Here is an 18848-nt window from a genome sequence, read left to right as displayed (position 1 = left end):
CTTCAGAACCTGCGGGCCCGCGTCGGCGCGGGTGCGTGACGCCCGCCGGGCGCGGGCGGCCCGGCTACTCACGCCCCCTGCGCCCCTTCGACTCCTTTCCGTGGAGGGCGAGTTGCCGTAGGGTGCCGGGCGACCGCATGGGAGCGCTCCCAGAGCGGTTCGGCAGCCCCGACCACCCGACGGAGAACTCCCATGCGCTCCTTACCCCGCTCACCCCGCCGGTCCCGTGCCCCCCGGCGGCCGTCCGGCCTGCTCGGCGCCCTCGCCCTGGCCGCCGTCACCACCCTCGCCGCCACGGGCGGAGCAGCCCCCGCGCCCGCTCCCTCCCACGACGGGCCCGGCGACCGCCGGCCGCACCGCGGCTGCGCCCCCTCCCCCGCTCTGCTGTTCTGCGAGGACTTCGAGGGCCTGCCGCGCGGCGCGGGCACCGGCTCGGACTGGGGCGTGGACACCCGGCACGGCACGCTGGCCGTGGAGCGGTACACCGGGCGCGACCGCCGTCACGCCGGGAAGCACAGGCCGGGGCAGGTGCTGCACCTGCGCACCGAGGGCAACGGCCACGCCTTCCTGGAGGTCGACGACTTCGACGCCCCCGGCAACAGCTTCTTCGGCCGGATGCGGGTCCGCGTGGACGCCTTCCCCACCGCCCCGGACTGGGCCCACTTCACCCTGGTCGAGGCCACCGGCCGCGGCGACGGCAGCGTGGTGCGGCCCATCGGCGGCCAGTACGTACCGACCGTCGGCGACGGAGTGCAGCTGTGGGGCGTGGGCTCCGACGGCGGGCCGACGGGCGACTGGACCGACTGGCGCGAGTCCGCCCCGGCCGAGGCCGGGAAGTGGACGTGCCTGGAGTGGGAGATGGACGCGGACGACAACCGCGTCTCGGTCTGGATCGACGGCGAGCCCAAGCCGGACCTGACCGTCACCACCACCCGCCACGGCGGTAATCCGGTCGACTTCGTCCTCCCCGACGTCGACACCGTCCGCATCGGCTGGCAGCTCTACCAGGGCGACCCCACCCCGGGCTCCTACGACCTGCTCCTGGACGACCTGGCGCTGTCCACCGAGCGCGTGGGCTGCGGCCGCTGACGGACCGTCCTCCCGCGGCGGCCGCTTCCGACAGGAGGCCACTCGATGCGCAGCGTCTACGTCATCGCCCACCCGGAGGCGGCACACCACGTGGAGAAAGTGGCCGGCGGATGGCACGACTCGCCCCTCACGCCCGCGGGCAGGCGCGCGGCGGCCGCCGTAGCCCGGGCGCTACGGGCCCGGATTCCCGAGGAGGCCGAGGCGGAGGTGGTCTCCTCGGACCTGCTGCGCGCCCGGCAGACGGCCGACCGCGTGGCCGAACTGCTGGGCGTGGAGGCGCTGCCGGACCGCAGGCTGCGGGAGAAGTCCTACGGTGAGGCCGAGGGGAGGCCGCAGGAGTGGCTGGACCGGCGGTTCGTCCCGCCGCCGGCCGTCGGGGACCGGATGGGGCACCACGAGGGCGTACGGGGGGCCGAGACCAGGGCGGAGTGCGCCCGGCGCGTCTACGCGGCCGTGGACGGGATCCTGCGGCGCCCGTGCGAGCACCAGATCATCGTGACGCACGGTTTCGCCCTGACGTTCGTCGTGGCGTTCTGGATCGGGATGCCGTTCGAGTCGCTGGGCTCCGTCAGCTTCCGGGCCCCCTCCGGCAGCATCACCGTCCTCCGCGAGGACGACTTCTTCCACAACCGCCAGGTCGTCAGCCTCGGCGACACCGGCCACCTCTGAGGGTGAACGGGGTGTGGCGCCTCCCGGGCGGGCGTACGGGCCGGCCGGCCTGCCGCGGTGCGCCCCGGCCGTGCGGCGCGGCGGGGGCCGCCCCCGGAAAGCGGCGGTCCGCCGGGCGTCCCGCGGAAGCGGGAGGCCCGGCGGACCGGTTCGGGTGGGCGGGCGGACGGTCAGCGGGTCAGGCGGTGGGCCTCCGCCAGGTGGCGGACGGCCTTGGCGTAGTCGCCGGAGGCCAGGGCGTGGTCGGCGTCCGCGGTGAGGGCGGCGGCCTTGGCCGGGGCGCCGTCCCCGGCCCTCAGCAGGGCGGCCTGGGCGATGTCCCTGGCGACCGAGGCGAGTTCGTCCGCCTGGAGGTAGGAGTCGGTCTTCGATTTCTCCAGCAGTGCGGCGGCCCTGGCCAGGGGCTTCAGGACCGCGTCCGCGTTCCGCACCGTGCCGTCGGCCCGGAAGTTGGAGCGCTTCAGGGCGTGGCGCAGATGGACGGCGGCGACGCGGGAGGCGACGTCGCGGCGGTCCCGCAGCTCGTCGCGGACGTCCTCCAGCCGGTCGCGGGCGCTGTCGGTGCGCAGGCCCCAGCCGTACGGGTAGAGCGGGTCGTAGGAGGCGTCGCCGACGTTGACCGGGACCTGGGCGGCCGAGCGCGGCCAGCTCACCGGCAGGCGGCCGGTGAAGGGCCGCTCGCCGAAGAGGGTGTCGGCCACGCCGGTGCCCTCGGTGCCCGGCAGCCAGGACGCCACCAGGGCGTCGATGTCGCCCAGTCGGTCGGTGATGATCTGCGGGCGGCCGGAGACGATCAGCACCGCGCAGTCCATGGCGCCGCAGACGGTGTCGATCGCCTTCCTGTCCGCCTCCGACAGCTCCAGGTCGTGGCCGTTGCCGACGTCGCCCACGCCCTCGGCGTACGGGGTCTCGCCGACCACGACGATGCCGGCCCGGTGTCCGCCGGTGGGTGCGGAGGCGTCCTCGCTGAAGGTGACGGAGGCGTCCGGGGCGACCTGGCGGATTCCCTCCAGGATGGTGGTGCCCTCGGTGATGTCGCCGGAGGAGCCCTGCCAGGAGATGGTCCAGCCGCCGGCCTGGTTGCCCAGGTCGTCGGCGTTGGAGCCGGCGACGTAGAGCTTCTCGTCACCGCTCAGCGGCAGCAGGTTCCCGTCGTTCTTCAGCAGCACCTGGGAGTCGGCGGCGGCCCGGCGGGCCAGTTCGCGGTGGGGGCCGGAGCCGACGGAGTCCAGGTGGGTGCGGTCGGCGTAGGGCTTCTCGAACAGGCCGAGCTGGAACTTCTTGGTGAGGATGCGGGTCACCGCGTCGTCGATCCGCGCCATGGGCACGGCGCCGGAGTCGACCTGCTCGCGCAGGGTGGAGGTGAAGCCCTTGTAGTCGTACGGCACCATGATCATGTCGAGTCCGGCGTTGACCGAGGTCCGCACGTCGGAGGCGTAGTCGCCGGGGATCTGGTCTATGGCCTGCCAGTCGCTGATCACGAATCCGTCGAAGCCGAGGTCGCCCTTGAGGACGTCCGTGATCAGGTCGGCGTGGGCGTGCATCTTGACCGGGCCCTCGCCGTCGCCGAGGAAGTCCACGCTGGAGAAGGACGGCATGACGGTGCCGACGCCCTCGTCGACCGCCTCCACGAAGGGGGCGATGTGGACGGTCTCCAGCTCCTCGCGCGTCGTCCTCGTGACGCCCTGGTCGATGGTGTACGTGCCGGTGGTGGAGGAGCCGAACTCGGTGCCGCCGTCGCCGACGTAGTGCTTGGCGGTGGCCAGCACCCGGTCGGCGTCCTTCAGGTCCCGGCCGTCGGCGCGGCCCTGGTAGCCCTCGACGGCCGTGGCCAGCCGCGTGACCAGCGCCGGATCCTCGGAGAATGCCTCGTACGCCCGTCCCCAGCGCTCGTCGCGGCTGACGCACAGGCAGGGGCTGAAGTTCCAGGGGACTCCGGTGGCGCGGACCTCCCTGGCGGTGGCGTGCGCGGTGTCCTCGACCAGCTTCGGGTCGCGGGCGGCGCCGAGGCCGGTGTTGTGGGGGAAGACGGTGGCGCCGACGACGTTGTTGTGGCCGTGGACGGCGTCGACGCCGTAGATCAGCGGGATCTGCAGCCGGGTCTGCCGGGCGCGCAGCTGGAAGCCGTCGACCATGTCGGCCCAGGCCGCGGGGGTGTTGGGCGCCGGGTTGGAGCCGCCTCCGGACAGCAGCGAGCCCAGCTCGTAGGAGGCGATGTGGTCCTGGGCCTCCAGGGCGCCGCGCTCGGCCTGGGTCATCTGGCCGATCTTCTCGTCGAGCGTCATCCGGGACAGCAGGTCCTTCACGCGCTTGTGCACCGGGAGCCGGGGGTTCTGGTACGGCAGGCCGTGCGCGTCGATGACGACGGTGGGCAGGTCGTCGGGGGCGCGCCCGCCGTCGACGGAGAGGGTGATGGGGATGGTCTTGGCGGTGGCGGGTTCCGCGCTGCGCTCGGTGTCGACGGTGAAGGTCTTCGCCGTGCCGGAGGGGGTGCCGGCGGGGAAGGTGAAGGTGCCCTCGACCGGGGTGTAGTCCTCGCCGGGCTCCGCGGTGCCCTCGCCGGTGCCGTAGGTGACGGTGACGGGCTCGGCCAGCGGTACGCCGCCGGTGGTGCCCACCGACACCTTCACGGTGGCGGTGCCGCCGTGGCCGACGGTGTAGACGGGCCGGTCGGTGGCGACGCGGGCCCGCACCCCGCCCACGCCGTACAGCTCGACCTGGTCGAACTCCAGGGCGCCGGAGGCGGTGGGCAGGTTGACGGCGTAGCCCCACATCCGGGTCAGGTCCAGCACGCCGTCGTCCGGGGCGCCGGCGGGCTGGTAGTCGGGGCGCCGGACGAAGTCCTCGAAGGGGGTGCGCACCTGCTTCCAGCCGTCGGTGTCGTCGGTGAAGTAGCCCGCCCACAGCTCGGCCTGACCGGCGTTCGGGCCGCCGTCCTTGACCTCGAACTGGACGCGCTCCCCGCTGCCGGTGCCCTTCACCCAGAAGGAGAATCCCTCGTGGCCGCTCCAGTCCTCGGCGTCGGTCAGGGCGTGGTCGAAGCCGCCCCAGGCGGTGATGTCGTACTCCACGCGCATGGCGCGGTTGAAGGCGTTGGCCCCGGGGCGGGCCTCGGCGGCGACCTGGCTGAGCTTCGGGGTGTCCTCGGGGGTACTGCCGTAGGTGCCGATCGGGCCGGGGACGGCGCTGTCGAAGTCGTCCAGGACTCGGTCCTGCGCGGCGGCCGACGCGGTGGGGGTCAGGCCGGAGGCGAGCAGTGCGAGGAGGGCGCCGAGGGTTCCGGCGGCCGTTCGTCTGCGCCGCCTTCGCCGGCCTCCTCCCCTGGGGTCCGGTCCTGTGTGCAGCGGCTGTCCCATGGCGGCTCCCTCGGGCACGGTCGGCGTTTTCAGCACTTGAACACACGGAGGCGCAAGCGCACTGTCATGTGCACGGCGCTGATCCTGTACGCGCCCGGATGGGCCGTCAAGACCTCTGATTCGTAAATCTCTTGGAGCCGGGAGCCCTCCTGGGGCGGTTGCCGACCGGAAGATGAGAGCGCTCTCGGAATCATGGCAGATGAGGGGCCTCCGAGGCGCTCCCAACCGCCCCGGAGGCCCCCTGCACGCACACCGCCCGCCGGACGCCCGGCGGGCCGTCAGTCGCCCGGGTAGCGGACCCCGACACGCTCGCGGACGGCGTCCAGCGTCGCCATCACCGCGAGCGTCCCGTCCAGCGGCACCAGCGGGGACTCCGTCTCCTTCTCCCGCAGGCAGCGCATCACCTCGGCCGCCTCGGGCCCGTAGCCGGTGCCGCCCTCCGCCCGCGGCACCCTGACCTCCTCGGCCTCGCGCCCCTCGCGGTGCAGCACGAAGGACTCAGGGGCGAAGAAGCCGTGCGGCAGCTCGATGCGCCCCCTGGTGCCGCTGACGGCCGCCACGGTGGGGCTGGCGGAGGCGATGGAGCAGGAGAGGGTGGCGACGGCCCCGCTGTCGTAGCCCAGCAGGACTCCGGTGGTCTCGTCCACGCCCTCGGGCGTCAGATGGGCCCAGGCGGCGACGGAGGAGGGTTCGCCCAGGACGAGGTGGGCGAAGGAGACCGGGTAGACGCCCAGGTCCAGCAGGGCGCCGCCGCCCAGCCGGGGATCGCGCAGGCGGTGGGAGGCGTCCACGGGTGCGACGATGCCGAAGTCGGCGTGGACCGAGCGCACCTCGCCGATCGCTCCGTCGGCGACGAGTTCGAGCATGCGGCGGACCACCGGGTTGCAGTAGGTCCACATGGCCTCCATCAGGAAGACGCCCCTGCGGCGGGCCAGCTCGACCATCTCCCGCGCCTGGGCGAGGTTGAGGGTGAGCGGCTTCTCGCACAGCACCGCCTTGCCTGCCTCCAGGCAGACGGCGGCGGCCTCCAGGTGCGCCGAGTGGGGCGTGGCGACGTAGACCACGTCCACGTCCGGGTCGGCGGCCAGTTCGGCCCAGCTGCCGTACGCGCGCGGGGCGCCGTGCTCGTCGGCGAAGCGGCGGGCGGACTGCGGCGAGCGCGAGCCGACCGCGAGGAGCTCGCCGCCGGGCAGGGCCGCGAGGTCGCGGGCGAAGGCCGCGGCTATGCCGCCCGTGGCGAGGATGCCCCATCTGATCGTGTCGTCGGTGCGCGTCATGTGCTCCCCCGGGTGCGGGCCGTTCCGGCTTGGGCGTGTCGCGGTCACCCTACGGCGGACGCGCGGAGCGCGGCCGGGCTGTCCGCATGGTGTACGCGGGGCGGCGGGGAGCGGGGCGGCGGGGAGCGGGGCGGCGGGGCCTGCGGGTTACGGTGGGACCGTGCTTGTGCTGATCATGTCCGACACCCACATCCCCAAGCGCGCCAGACGGCTGCCGGAGGAGCTGATGGCGCGTGTGGCGGAGGCGGACGTGGTGGTCCACGCCGGGGACTGGGTGGACACCGCCACCCTCGACCTCCTCCAGGAGCGCTCCCGGCGCCTGATCGGGGTGTACGGCAACAACGACGGGCCCGAACTGCGCGCCCGGCTCCCGGAGGTGGCCCGCGCGGAGCTGGACGGGCTGCGCCTGGGCGTCGTCCACGAGACGGGCCCGAAGCAGGGGCGGGAGAAGCGGTGCGCCGAGCGCTTCGGCGATCTGGACGTCCTGGTCTTCGGCCACAGCCACATCCCCTGGGACACCACCGCCACCACGGCCGCCGGCACGCCGCTGCGGTTGCTCAACCCCGGCTCGCCCACCGACCGCCGCTCCCAGCCGTACCGCACCTGTCTGACGGCGGTGGTGGAGGCGGGGCGGCTGGAGGCGGTCGAACTGCACCGGCTGCCGCCGCGCGGCTGAGCACCCGGCGCGCACACCGGGTCCGCGCGCCCACGTTTGAAGCCGGGCTCCGGGGCGATCATCACTCCACCGGCCCCTGTGGGAGGAGGTCCGTTGGAGACCTGGCAGACCGTACTGATCGCCGCCGGCGCGGTGCTGGCCGCCGCGCTGCTGGCCGTCGCGGCGGTCCTCCTGGTGCGGCTGGTGCGCACCTACCTGCTTCTGCGCGGCGTGGACGTCCCCGTGAGCGCCAGGACCGCGTTCTGGGGGGCGCTGGTCTACACGGTCTTCCCCCTCGACCTGCTCCCGGACCCGGTGTACCTGGACGACGTCGGCCTGCTGCTGCTCGCCCTCCACCACCTGGGCGCGGTGGCGCGGAGGTACGGGCGGATCCCCGGGGAGGCGGAAACGGCGCCCCCCAAGGCCCTGAAGGCCCCGGAGGCGCGCCGCCGGCGCTGACGGGCACGTCCGCGCGCCCCGCCCGCCGCGTCCCGGAACTACCCTCGTCCCATGACACAGCGGGACGAGGGGGCGGCGGCTCCGGTGGATTCGGTGGGTCCGGTGGATTCGGCGGAGGGCACGGCCTCGGTGATCGATCTCAACGCCGACCTGGGCGAGGGCTTCGGGCGGTGGGAGCTCACCCACGACGAGGCGCTGCTCTCGGTCGTCAGCAGCGCCAACATCGCGTGCGGCTTCCACGCCGGGGATCCCTCCACCATGCGCCGGGTGTGCGCGCAGGCGGCCGAGCGGGGGGTGGTGATCGGCGCCCAGGTCGCCTACCGCGACCTGGCGGGCTTCGGGCGGCGGGCGATGGAGGTCCCGGAGGACGAGCTGGCCGACGAGGTCGCCTACCAGATCGGCGCCCTGCGGGTGTTCGCCGAGTCCGCGGGCGCGCGGGTGGCGTACGTCAAACCGCACGGCGCGCTCTACAACCGCGCGGTGCACGACGAGGTCCAGGCCCGGGCGGTGGTGTCCGGGGTGCTGCTGGCGGGCGGGGGGCTGCCGGTGCTGGGGCTTCCCGGGTCGCTGCTGCTGCGGGCCGCCGAGGAGGCCGGGCTGCCCGCGGTCGCCGAGGCGTTCGCCGACCGCGGCTACACCGCGCGGGGCACTCTGGTGCCCCGGCGGGAGCCGGGGGCGGTGATCCACGAGCCGGAGGCCGTGGCCTCCCAGGCCCTGGGCATCGCGCTGCACGGGAGCGTGGCCACCGGCGACGGCGGGCGGGTGGCCGCCGTCGCCAGGTCGCTGTGCGTGCACGGCGACACCCCCGGCGCCGTCGCTCTCGCCCGGCGGGTGCGCCAGGCCCTCGCGGAGGCCGGGGTGCGGATCGAGGCGTTCGCGCGATGAGGGTGACGAGGGTGCTGCCCATGGGCAGGCGCGCCCTGCTGCTGGAGGTGGGGAGCACCGAGCGGGCCCAGGCCCTCCACGCCGAGCTGGTGCGGCTGCGGGAGACCGGCGGGCTGCCGCCGGTGGAGGAGATCGTCCCGGCGGCGGCCACCGTCCTGCTGGACGGCCTGGAGGACCCGGGATCGCTGACGGAGTGGCTGCGGGACCGGGAGTTTCCCGACACCGCCCCGGCGGGCGCCGCCGCCGTGGTGCTGCCGGTGCGCTACGACGGCCCCGATCTGGCCGGGGTCGCGGCGCTGTGGGGGGTGGACGAGGAGGAGGCCGTGGCGATCCACACGCGCACCGAGTTCCGGGTCGCCTTCTGCGGCTTCGCTCCCGGGTTCGGCTATCTCACCGGGCTGCCCGAGGAGTTGGGCGTGCCCCGCCGCACCGTCCCCCGCACCTCGGTGCCGCCGGGCTCGGTGGGTCTGGCCGGGGCGTACACGGGGGTGTATCCGCGCACCTCGCCCGGCGGCTGGCAGTTGATCGGCCGGACGGACGCGGTGCTGTGGGACGTCTCCCGGGAGCCGGCCGCGCTGCTGGCCCCGGGCGCCCGGGTGCGGTTCGAGGCGGTGCCGTGAGCGGCGCGGGGGTGCTGGAGGTCCTGCGGCCGGGGGCGCTGACCACCGTGCAGGATCTGGGCAGGGTGGGCCGCGCCCATCTGGGGGTGCCGCGCTCGGGGGCGCTGGACTCCCCCGCCCACCGGCTCGCCAACCGCCTGGTGGGCAACGCGCCCGGTGCGGCGACGCTGGAGACCACCCTCACCGGGTGCGCGGTGCGCCCGGACCGCGCCGTGGTGGCGGCGGTGACCGGCGCTCCGTGCCCGGTGCGGATCGACGGCCGTCCGGCGCCGTGGGGAGCGGCGGTACGGGTGCCGGGCGGGGCGGTGCTGGAGGTCGGCGCCGCGCGGGCCGGGGTGCGCAGCTATCTGGCGGTGGCCGGCGGCGTCGACGTCGAGCCGGTGCTCGGCAGCCGCTCCACCGATCTGCTGTCCGGGCTCGGCCCGGCCCCGCTGTCGGAGGGGGCGCGGCTGCCGGTGGGGCCGGCGCCGGGGCCCGTCCCCTGGGCCGACGCGGTCGCCTCCGCCGCGCCGGGGCCGCCGTCGGACGAGCTGGTGCTGCCGCTGGTGCCCGGGCCGCGCGAGGACTGGTTCGCCCCGGCCGCGCTGCGCGCTCTGGCCCGCGGGGTCTACCGGGTGTCCGCCGAGAGCAACCGCGTCGGGCTGCGGACCGAGGGGCCCGCCCTGGAGCGGTCGGTGCGGGGCGAGCTGCCCAGCGAAGGCATGGTGGCGGGCGCGGTGCAGGTGCCGCCGGGCGGTGAGCCGATCGTCTTCCTCGCCGACCATCCGACCACCGGCGGCTATCCGGTGATCGGCGTGGTGCCGCAGGAGGCGCTGGCGGCGGCGGCGCAGGCGGTGCCGGGGCTTCCGGTGCGCTTCGTTCCGCTGCGGCGCTGAGCGCACCGGCTGCGCCGCGGCCCCGCGCCGGGCACCGGGATCCCGGCGCCGGGGCTCAGCCTCCGGACTCCCGGCCGGAGCCGGTGTCCGTCCGCCCCGCCCTGCCGGAGGCGTCCTCCTCCGCCCGCCGCGCCTTGCCGGAGGCGTCCTCCTCGGCCTCGACGCCCTTGAGCGGTTCGCCCTCGACGGTGCCGCCGCCGGAGAAGCCCTCGGCGGCGCTCGCCGTGCCGGGGACGACGCGGTGCTCCATCCGCGTCTCCCGGCCGGAGTGGGCTCCGGGGCCCCGGTCGGCCGGGTCGGTGCGGCGCTCGGCCCCGTGGCCGTGCTCGCCCTCGCCCTGCTCGTGGTGCCTGTTCTTCTCGCCCATGGCCGTCGTCCTCGCAGTGTGTCGCGTTCGGGTGCACGGCGCAGGTACCCGGTGGACGGGGCCGGAAACGGCGGACCGGGAGGGGCGGCCCGCGGGAAGGTGCCCCGCGGGAGGGACGGCCCGGGTGGGACGGGCCGCCGGGCCCGGTCAGCGCATCCGGACGCCGACGACGCAGGTGTCGTCGTCGGTGTCGGAGTTGCTGTAGGTCAGCAGGCGGTCGAGCTGCTTGTCCAGGGTGGCGCCGGAGTCCCGGGCGAGGGCCATGAGCTGGTCCAGGGACTCCTGCAGGGAGCGGTCCCGGCGCTCGATGAGACCGTCGGTGTACATCAGCAGCATGTCGCCGGTCTCCAGCACCAGCTTCTCCTCCTCGTACCCGGCCTCCGCAATGGCGCCGAGCAGGAGTCCGCCGACCAGCGGCAGCGTGACGGCCTCCCCCCGGCGCACCAGGACCGGCGGCGGATGGCCGGCCCGGGCCCAGCGCAGCGTCCGGGTGTCCGGGTCGTAGAGGCCGCAGACGGCGGTGGCGGTGACGTTCTCGGTGAGGTGGTGGGCGACGGTGTTGAGCCAGGCCAGTATCTGCGCGGGCCCGGCCCCTGTGGTGGCCAGACCGCGCAGGGCGTTGCGCAGGACGACCATGCCGGTGGCCGCCTCGATGCCGTGGCCCGCCACGTCGCCGACGGAGAGCAGCACCTGGCCCGAGGGCAGGACGACGGCGTCGTACCAGTCGCCGCCGACCAGATGGTCCTTCTCCGCGGGGCGGTAGCGCACCGCGATGTCCAGCCCTCCGGCGTCGATGGGACCCCGGGTGGGCGGCATGATGGCGCGCTGGAGCTGGAGCGTCATGCGGTTGCGCTCGGCGGCCTGCTGCTCGGTCTGGGCGAGCTGGTCGCGGGTGGCGCCCAGCGCGACCTCCGTCCAGTGCTGCGCGGAGACGTCCTGGTAGGCGCCGCGCACCGCGACCAGCCGGCCCTCGGCGTCGAGGGCCGGTTCGGCGACCACGCGGATGTGGCGCACGATCCCGTCGGGCCGCTGGAGGCGGAAGGCCGTGGACGCGGGGCGGCGATGGTGCAGCAGGGTGCGCAGGAAGCGCCCGATGGCGGCCTCGTCGTCCGCGTGGGTGTGGGCGGGCAGCCGCTCCAGCGGGATCGGCGCGGCGGTGGGCGGCAGCCCGTGGAGGGCGAAGAGCTGGCTGTTCCAGACGATCTCGCCGGTGACGAGGTTCTCCTCGAAGCCGCCGATGCGGCCCAGGCGCTGGGCGTGCTGGAGCACGCTCGCCAGTCGCGCCGCCTCGTCCTGGACACGCCAGATGAGCAGGACGTTCTCGCCGTGGCGGCTGATGCTGACGGACGCTTCCACCGTCAGCGGCACCTGGCCGACCAGTGCGCGCAGCACCATCCGTTCGGCGCGGAACGGCTCGCCGGTGGCGTGGACGTGCTCGATCTTCTCGAACAGGCCGCTCTCGCCCATCGCCATCGGATAGGCCTCCAGCAGCAGCGCCCCTGCGACCGCGCCGCGCGGACGGCCCGCCGGGTCGACGAAGTGGGCGCTGACGTGGTGGATGCGGAAGTCGGCGAGCCGGCCCTCGGCGTCCAGATGGGGCACCAGCACCAGGGCCGGGTCCAGCAGGCCGTCGGCGAAGTCCACCAGTTCCGAGACGCCCGGGTGGCGTGCCTGGAGGGCCTCCCCGGAGTCCTCGGCGCCCGCGTCGCGGCTGTCCAGGGTGTGGGCGCACAGTTCGGCCAGGGCCTCGATCTGCCGCTGGACCTGCGGGGGCTGCGGCTCCAGCGGGCCGGGCCAGCAGATCTCCAGAACGCCCAGGATGCGGCCGCCGTTGTCGGCGGGGACCGTGACCCGGCAGCCCTCGGGCGCCTGCCGCCGGCCCAGGGTGGGCAGCCCGGTCTCGGCGGGAGTGGCGAACCACACGGGCCGGCGCTCGGTGAGGGCCCGGCGGGCGAGGGTGGCCACCCCCGGCGGTACGTAGTGCCAGCGCGCGGCCTCCTCGGCCGCGTAGCCCGCGGAGCCGGCCAGGGTGAGGGAGGCGTCGGTGCCGGCGGCCCAGATGGCCACCGCCACGGCGCCCAGCGGGGTCAGCGCGTGCTCCAGCAGGGACTCGGCGACCGCCTGGGTGTCGTCGGCGGCCAGTGCGCCGCTCTCCGCGGTGCGCAGCCGCACCGACAGCGAGGGCGCCTCCCCGTCGTCCCCTCCCCGGCCGCCGTCCCGGTCCGTGCCGCTCCGGCCTTCGGCATCGCCCTCCGCCCTGGCCAGGAACTCACGGGCCGCCTCGGTGACCCGGTCGTGGGCGGCCTGGTCGATGAGGTCGGCGGCCAGCTCCAGACGGGAGAGTCCGGCCTGGTCGGCGAGGGTGTCCAACTGCCTGGCGGCCTGTGCCGGACCGCAGCCCAGCCGCTCGACCAGGATGCCCTTGGCCATCTCGATCAGGGCGCGGCCCTCGGCCGCGGCGTGGGCCTCGCGCACCTCGCGGCGCAGCCGCTCGACGGTGGCGGCCAGCCTGCCGACGCGGACGTCGGCGCCGTCGCGCGGCGGGGCACCGTCGTACACCCCGCGCTCGTACACCTTGCCCTCGTACGGCTGCCGCACGGACGGCACCGGGGCCGCCGCCTCCCGCACGGACCCGTCCGCGGCGGACGCTTGTGCCGCGGACGCCTCCCGTGCCGGGGCGGCACTCGGCGGCCCGTCCTCGGGGACGGGCTCGTCCGGCCGCTGGGTCTCCACTGCGCTGCTCCTCGGGGAGGGGGTCGGCTGACGGACGGTGCCGGCGACTACACGCCCAGGCAGCGGCGGATGCACGCGACGAGGTCGCGGGCGTCCAGCGGCTTGGTCACGTAGTCGGTCGCTCCGGCGGCGATGCTCTTCTCCCGGTCTCCGGGCATCGCCTTGGCCGTCACCGCGATGACGGGCAGATGGGCGTGTTCGGGCATGGCACGGATCGCCGCGGTCGCGGCGTAGCCGTCCATCTCCGGCATCATCACGTCCATCAGCACCAGATCGACGCCGGGGTGGCCGGTGAGGGTCTCGATGCCCTTGCGGCCGTTGTCGGCGTGCAGGACGTGCATCCCGTGGAGCTCCAGGATGCCGGTGAGGGCGTAGACGTTGCGCGCGTCGTCGTCGACGACCAGCACCGTGCGGCCCGCCAGCGAACCGTCCGCCTCCTCGGGCGGGGCCGCCGGCACGGCGGTCTCCTCGGAGCGCACCAGCGGGAGCACGTCGCCCGGCTCCTCGGCGGTCAGGTGCAGCGCGATGCGTTCGCGCAGCTCGTCCAGGCTGGAGAGCAGTTCCATCGGCCGGCTGCCGGTGCGGGAGCGCAGTGCCCGCTCCTGTTCGGGGTCCAGACGCCGGTTGTTGTGCGCGAGGACCGGGACCCGGCGCAGGGCCGTGTCGCCGTCCATGGCCTCCAGGAAGCCCATGGCCGTCCCGTCCGCCATGTCGAGCTGGAGCACCACGCAGTGGCAGGCCTCCGCGGCGAGCGCGGCGGCGGCCTCCTGCGCCCCGACCGCGGTGACGACCTCCACGGGGCCGCGCGGGTCGTCCATGTCCCGGGCGCTCTCGGCCAGGTCCGCCACGGCGTTCTCCGCGACCAGGGAGAGCAGGCCGCGGGGGCGGTCCTCGATCACCAGCAGCCGCCGCTTCTGCGGCCGCGGCGGCTCGGCGGGCGGCTCCTCGGTGACGGCGGGCCCGGTCTCCTCCCCCTGGGCCGCGGTCTGCTGGACGGCGTTCGGCGCGGCGGTGAAGTCGGGCCGTGCCACGGGCAGGTAGAGGGTGAAGGTGCTGCCCTGCCCGGGGACGCTCTCGGCGGTGATGGCGCCGCCCAGCAGATAGGCGATCTCACGGCTGATGGACAGGCCCAGGCCGGTGCCGCCGTACTTGCGGCTGGTGGTCCCGTCGGCCTGCTGGAAGGCGCCGAAGATGGTCTCCAGCTGCTGCTCGGGGATGCCGATGCCGGTGTCCTCCACCCGGAAGGCGACGGCCGAGCCGTGCAGCCGGACGGTGGAGGGCAGTTCGTCCGGGGCGACCGGCTCGATCCTCAGGGCCACGCCGCCGGACTCGGTGAACTTCACCGCGTTGGACAGCAGATTGCGCAGTACCTGCCGCAGCCGGGAGTCGTCGGTGAACAGGTCGACGGGGACGCCGGGCGCGGTGGTGATGGTGAATCCGAGGCTCTTCTGGGTGGTGAGCGGCCGGAAGGTGGCCTCGACGTAGTCCAGCAGGCCGCGCAGCGGGACGCGCTCGGGGTTGATGTCCATCTTGCCGGCCTCGACCTTGGACAGGTCCAGGATGTCGTTGATCAGCTGGAGCAGGTCGGAGCCGGCGGAGTGGATGATGCCCGCGTACTCGACCTGCTTGGGGGTGAGGTTGCGGGTCGGGTTCTGCGCCAGGAGCTGGGCGAGGATCAGCAGGCTGTTGAGCGGGGTGCGCAGCTCGTGGCTCATGTTGGCCAGGAACTCCGACTTGTACTTCGAGGCCAGCGCCAGCTGCTGGGCGCGGTCCTCCAGCTCCTGCCTCGCCTGCTCGATCTCCAGGTTCTTGGTCTCGATGTCGCGGTTCTGGGAGGCCAGGAGGGCGGCCTTCTCCTCCAGCTCCGCGTTGGAGCGCTGGAGTTCGTCCTGCTGGACCTGGAGCTCCTCGGAGCGCTCCTGGAGCTCGGCGGCCAGGCGCTGGGACTCGGCCAGCAGCTCGTCGGTGCGGGCGTTGGCGACGATGGTGTTGACGTTGACGCCGACGGTCTCCATGAGCCGGCCGAGGAAGTCCTGGTGGAGCGCGGTGAAGGGGGTGACCGAGGCCAGCTCTATGACGCCGAGCACCTGGTCCTCCGCGGTGATCGGCAGCACGATCAGGCTGGTGGGGTCGGTGGCGCCCAGGCCCGAGGCGACGGTGACGTAGCCGGAGGGCAGGTCGTCGACGGTGATGGTGCGGCGGCTGCGGGCGGCCTGGCCGACCAGGGACTGGCCGAGCCTGAAGCGCGGCGGCTCGGCGCCGTCGGCCGCCGCGGGGTGGCCGTAGGAACCGACCAGGCGCAGCTCGGTGCCCTCCTCGTCGTCCTCGGCGAGGTAGAAGGCGCCGTACTGGGCGCCGACGAGCGGGGTCAGCTCGTCCATGATCAGCTCGGCGACGACGGCGAGGTCGCGGTGGCCCTGCATCAGGCCCGAGATGCGGGCCAGGTTGGTCTTGAGCCAGTCCTGCTCCTGGTTGGCCCGGGTGGTCTCGCGCAGGGACTGCACCATGAAGTTGACGTTGTCCTTGAGGTCGGCGACCTCGCCGGAGGCGTCCACGGTGATCGAGCGGGTCAGATCGCCCTCGGCGACGGCGCTGGTGACCTCGGCGATGGCGCGGACCTGGCGGGTGAGGTTCCCGGCCAGCTCGTTGACGTTCTCCGTCAGGCGCTTCCAGGTGCCGGAGACGCCCTCGACCTCGGCCTGGCCGCCCAGGCGTCCCTCGCTGCCGACCTCGCGGGCCACCCTGGTGACCTCCGCGGCGAAGGCGGAGAGCTGGTCGACCATCGTGTTGATGGTGGTCTTCAGCTCCAGGATCTCCCCGCGCGCGTCCACGTCGATCTTGCGGGTGAGGTCGCCCTGGGCGACGGCGGTGGTGACCTGGGCGATGTTGCGGACCTGCCCGGTCAGGTTGTTGGCCATCGAGTTGACGTTGTCGGTCAGGTCCTTCCAGGTGCCCGCGACGCCCGGCACCCGTGCCTGGCCGCCGAGGATGCCCTCGGTGCCCACCTCGCGCGCCACCCGCGTGACCTCGTCGGCGAACGCCGAGAGCGTGTCGACCATCGTGTTGATGACGTCGGCGAGGGCCGCGACCTCGCCCTTGGCCTCGACGGTGATCTTCTGCGACAGGTCGCCTCGCGCGACGGCGGTGGCCACCTGGGCGATGGAGCGCACCTGACCGGTCAGGTTGGAGGCCATCACGTTGACGGAGTCGGTCAGGTCCTTCCAGGTGCCGGAGGCGCCGCGCACCGCGGCCTGGCCGCCGAGCTTGCCCTCGGTGCCCACCTCGCGCGCCACCCGCGTGACCTCGTCCGCGAACGCCGAGAGCTGGTCGACCATCGTGTTGATGGTCTCCTTCAGCTCCAGGATCTCCCCGCGCGCGTCCACCCGGATCTTCTGGGAGAGGTCGCCCTCGGCGACCGCGGTGGCCACCTGGGCGATGGAGCGCACCTGACCGGTCAGGTTCCCGGCCATGAAGTTGACCGAGTCGGTCAGGTCGCGCCAGGTGCCGGAGACGCCCTTGACGTCCGCCTGGCCGCCGAGCTTGCCCTCGGTGCCCACCTCGCGCGCCACCCGCGTGACCTCGTCCGCGAAGCCCGAGAGCTGGTCGACCATCGTGTTGATGGTCTCCTTCAGCTCCAGGATCTCCCCGCGCGCGTCCACCCGGATCTTCTGGGAGAGGTCGCCCTTGGCGACCGCGGTGGTCACCTGGGCGATGGAGCGCACCTGGGCGGTGAGGTTGCCGGCCATGAAGTTGACCGAGTCGGTCAGGTCGCGCCAGGCTCCGCCGGCTCCGGGCACCTGGGCCTGGCCGCCGAGGCGCCCTTCGCTGCCGACCTCGCGGGAGACGCGGGTCACCTCGGAGGTGAACAGCGACAGCTGGTCCACCATGCCGTTGAATACCGTGGCGATCTCGCCGAGGACTCCGTCGGCGCCGTCCGGCAGCCGGGTGCCGAAGTCGCCGTCCCGGACGGCTGTCAGGCCGGCCAGGAGCTGCCTCAGCTCCTGCTCCCCCGCCTTGCTGCCGGTGCTCCGGCTCCGGGTGGTCCTGCCGCGCCCCGCCGGGCGCGGCTCGCCAACCGTGGTGTCAGCCATGTCCGCCATCGCTCCGCTCGTCCGCCACCGGGTTCATCACGTGCCGTGCTCCCCCGGTCGCACCCGGGCGGGCAGGCGGTGTGCTCACACCACGTTCACAAGCCGTCACGCTTGTCATCCGACAAACGTGCAGACACGCCGAGATTACCCCACCCCGGGACGGTCACCGAATCTCCGTCTTTGAGAACACCGGCGTACATGTCAGAAGTTGAGTGCGCGGGCGGCATGGCGGTGCGCGCAGGCTCCCCCCGGCGGCCGCCGTTCCGTCGGGGAACGGCCGGCGCCCCTCTCCCCCGCGACCCGGCGGCCGGCCGCGTGGACGACGTGGACCTGCGCTCCGGCACCGCGGGCGGGAGGCGGAGGGGCCGCCGCCTCAGCCGGAGAACCGGTCCCGGTCGTCGATCACCGAGGGGACTGCCGAGGACAGCAGGCTGACGATGGTCAGCCCTGTCACCAGGGCGACGGCGGCCGTGCCGAACTTCGACTCGGTGGCGATGCCGGTGGTGAAGGGGAGCAGCATCATCGCGGCGGTCACCAGGAGCACGATCCAGGTGAAGAACCGGCCCGGCCGGGGCGTGGCCACCAGCAGCAGGTGCAGCAGGGCCGTGGCCGCCAGGGCCGCGGCGGCGGCGAGGACGGCGAGGTGGCCGGTGGTGGCGTCCCCCCACGCGCCCGCCCGGTTCGGGGCGAAGACGGGGACTCCGAGGACACCGCGGATCAGGAGTGTGGTGACCACGGCTGCGAGGGCGGCGACGGCGGCGGTCGCCGCACCGGTGGCCCACAGCCGTCCCGCAGCGATCCGCGCCGGCGCCGGTTCCCGCCGGTCGCCGTGAGAGGGGTACCGGCCGTAGGGGTCCGGACCTGTCATGGGTCACCTCGCTGCGTTGAGGTCGACTCTCTCGCGGATACCCGTAACGGCCCGGCGTTCACCTCGCGCGGCGGCCGCGACGGCCGCCGCGCGAGGTGAACGCCGGGTGGTGGGGGCCGCGCCTCCACCACCCGGCGCGCCCGCTCCCTCTCTCACTCCTCCAGCTCGAACGAGCCGTGGCCGGGCGGCCCCGCCACCCGGTAGGTGTTGATCGCCACTCCGGTGGAGGTCGTCCTGCCACCGGTGCGCTCCAGCGCGGCCGGCACGGCCCCGCCGTCGAACAGTCGCTTGCCGCCGCCCAGGATGACGGGGTAGGTCAGCAGGCGGTACTCGTCGATGAGGCCGTGTGCCATCAGGCTCCGCGCCAGGTTCCCGCTGCCGTGGATCTGCAGTTCGCCCTCCAGCCGCTCCTTGAGCGCGGCGACCTCCCGTACCGCGTCGCCCCTCAGCAGCGTGGAGTTGTGCCACCCGACGCCGTCCAGCGTCCGGGAGGCGACGTACTTGGGCAGGGTGTTGAGCCTGTTCGCCACCAGGTTGTCCGCGTCGGTGACGCGCGGCCAGTAGGCGGCGAAGATCTGGTACGTCCTGCGGCCCAGCAGGAAGGCGTCCGCGGACCGGAAGCCCTCGTCGACGAACCGCCCCATGTCCTCGTCGGCGTAGGGGACCAGCCAGCCGCCGTGCTCGAACCCGCCGTCGCGGTCCTCGTCGGGGCCTCCGGGCGCCTGCACGACCCCGTCCAGGGTCAGGAACTCCGTCAGCGTCACTTTCGCCATCGTCCTCCTCCTCTTCCTCTCCGCTCGGTCTCACGGGTACGGACCCGCCGGTGCGCCGGAAGTCATCGGTCCCGGTGCGTCTCCCCTTCCGCGCGCCGTTCTGCGCCGGTGACGGCCGTCCGGGTGAGGAT

General features: G+C 74.3%; 14 protein-coding genes. 7 read left to right on the top strand and 7 right to left on the bottom strand.

What is annotated here, in order from left to right; translation table 11 throughout:
* Positions 1 to 192: 192 nt before the first annotated feature.
* Together QPK52_RS24405 and QPK52_RS24400 are read left to right on the top strand one after the other, a co-directional pair.
* Positions 193 to 1089 (top strand): hypothetical protein, encoded by an 897-nt coding sequence (locus tag QPK52_RS24405; RefSeq protein WP_410539609.1) that lies wholly within the window; start codon positions 193 to 195, stop codon positions 1087 to 1089.
* A gap of 45 nt (positions 1090 to 1134) precedes the next feature.
* Positions 1135 to 1758 (top strand): histidine phosphatase family protein, encoded by a 624-nt coding sequence (locus QPK52_RS24400; RefSeq protein ID WP_410539608.1) that lies wholly within the window; start codon positions 1135 to 1137, stop codon positions 1756 to 1758.
* 170 nt (positions 1759 to 1928) lie between these two features.
* On the opposite strand, the gene QPK52_RS24395 is transcribed toward QPK52_RS24400, so the two are convergent.
* Both QPK52_RS24395 and QPK52_RS24390 read right to left on the bottom strand, forming a co-directional pair.
* The gene (locus tag QPK52_RS24395; protein ID WP_410539607.1) at positions 1929 to 5114 is read right to left on the bottom strand and encodes a glycoside hydrolase family 3 N-terminal domain-containing protein; all 3186 of its coding nucleotides are present in this window, start codon (positions 5112 to 5114) and stop codon (positions 1929 to 1931) included.
* Between the two features lie 278 nt (positions 5115 to 5392).
* Positions 5393 to 6391 (bottom strand): Gfo/Idh/MocA family protein, encoded by a 999-nt coding sequence (locus QPK52_RS24390; protein ID WP_410539606.1) that lies wholly within the window; start codon positions 6389 to 6391, stop codon positions 5393 to 5395.
* 160 nt (positions 6392 to 6551) lie between these two features.
* Between QPK52_RS24390 and QPK52_RS24385 the strand changes: the two genes are divergently transcribed.
* From QPK52_RS24385 to QPK52_RS24365, 5 genes are all read left to right on the top strand, one after another.
* Positions 6552 to 7067, top strand: a complete 516-nt coding sequence (locus QPK52_RS24385; protein WP_410539605.1) for a metallophosphoesterase family protein — start codon at positions 6552 to 6554, stop codon at positions 7065 to 7067.
* Positions 7068 to 7160: 93 nt separating this feature from the next.
* A complete protein-coding gene (locus QPK52_RS24380) occupies positions 7161 to 7505 on the top strand; it encodes a DUF1232 domain-containing protein (RefSeq protein WP_410539604.1) in 345 nt (114 codons plus the stop codon).
* Between the two features lie 129 nt (positions 7506 to 7634).
* Positions 7635 to 8390: a LamB/YcsF family protein gene (locus QPK52_RS24375; protein ID WP_410540462.1), complete on the top strand. Its 756-nt coding sequence runs from the start codon at positions 7635 to 7637 to the stop codon at positions 8388 to 8390.
* Positions 8387 to 9010, top strand: coding sequence for a 5-oxoprolinase subunit B family protein (locus QPK52_RS24370; protein ID WP_410539603.1), 624 nt, complete (start codon positions 8387 to 8389; stop codon positions 9008 to 9010). The genes QPK52_RS24375 and QPK52_RS24370 overlap by 4 nt, the downstream gene beginning before the upstream one ends.
* The gene (locus tag QPK52_RS24365; protein ID WP_410539602.1) at positions 9007 to 9885 is read left to right on the top strand and encodes a biotin-dependent carboxyltransferase family protein; all 879 of its coding nucleotides are present in this window, start codon (positions 9007 to 9009) and stop codon (positions 9883 to 9885) included. Before QPK52_RS24370 ends, QPK52_RS24365 begins: the two co-directional genes overlap by 4 nt.
* A 55-nt stretch (positions 9886 to 9940) precedes the next feature.
* Here the strand turns inward: QPK52_RS24365 and QPK52_RS24360 are convergent, their stop codons facing one another.
* The 5 genes from QPK52_RS24360 to QPK52_RS24340 form a co-directional block, all read right to left on the bottom strand.
* Positions 9941 to 10252 (bottom strand): hypothetical protein, encoded by a 312-nt coding sequence (locus tag QPK52_RS24360; protein WP_093659608.1) that lies wholly within the window; start codon positions 10250 to 10252, stop codon positions 9941 to 9943.
* 147 nt (positions 10253 to 10399) lie between these two features.
* Positions 10400 to 12985 (bottom strand): SpoIIE family protein phosphatase, encoded by a 2586-nt coding sequence (locus tag QPK52_RS24355; RefSeq protein ID WP_410539601.1) that lies wholly within the window; start codon positions 12983 to 12985, stop codon positions 10400 to 10402.
* A 47-nt stretch (positions 12986 to 13032) separates the two neighbouring features.
* Positions 13033 to 17076: a HAMP domain-containing protein gene (locus QPK52_RS24350; RefSeq protein WP_410539600.1), complete on the bottom strand. Its 4044-nt coding sequence runs from the start codon at positions 17074 to 17076 to the stop codon at positions 13033 to 13035.
* A 373-nt stretch (positions 17077 to 17449) separates the two neighbouring features.
* Positions 17450 to 17944: a DUF6069 family protein gene (locus tag QPK52_RS24345; protein WP_410539599.1), complete on the bottom strand. Its 495-nt coding sequence runs from the start codon at positions 17942 to 17944 to the stop codon at positions 17450 to 17452.
* Positions 17945 to 18096: 152 nt separating this feature from the next.
* On the bottom strand, positions 18097 to 18717 hold the full coding sequence (locus tag QPK52_RS24340; RefSeq protein ID WP_410539598.1) for a dihydrofolate reductase family protein: 621 nt from the start codon (positions 18715 to 18717) through the stop codon (positions 18097 to 18099).
* Positions 18718 to 18848: the final 131 nt, after the last annotated feature.

The organism is Streptomyces sp. KL2 (genome assembly GCF_046529545.1).
In the GTDB taxonomy this organism is placed as follows: domain Bacteria; phylum Actinomycetota; class Actinomycetes; order Streptomycetales; family Streptomycetaceae; genus Streptomyces; species Streptomyces radiopugnans.
The sequence above is the reverse complement of the archived record's forward strand: the minus strand, read 5'-3'. Positions and strand labels throughout refer to the sequence as shown.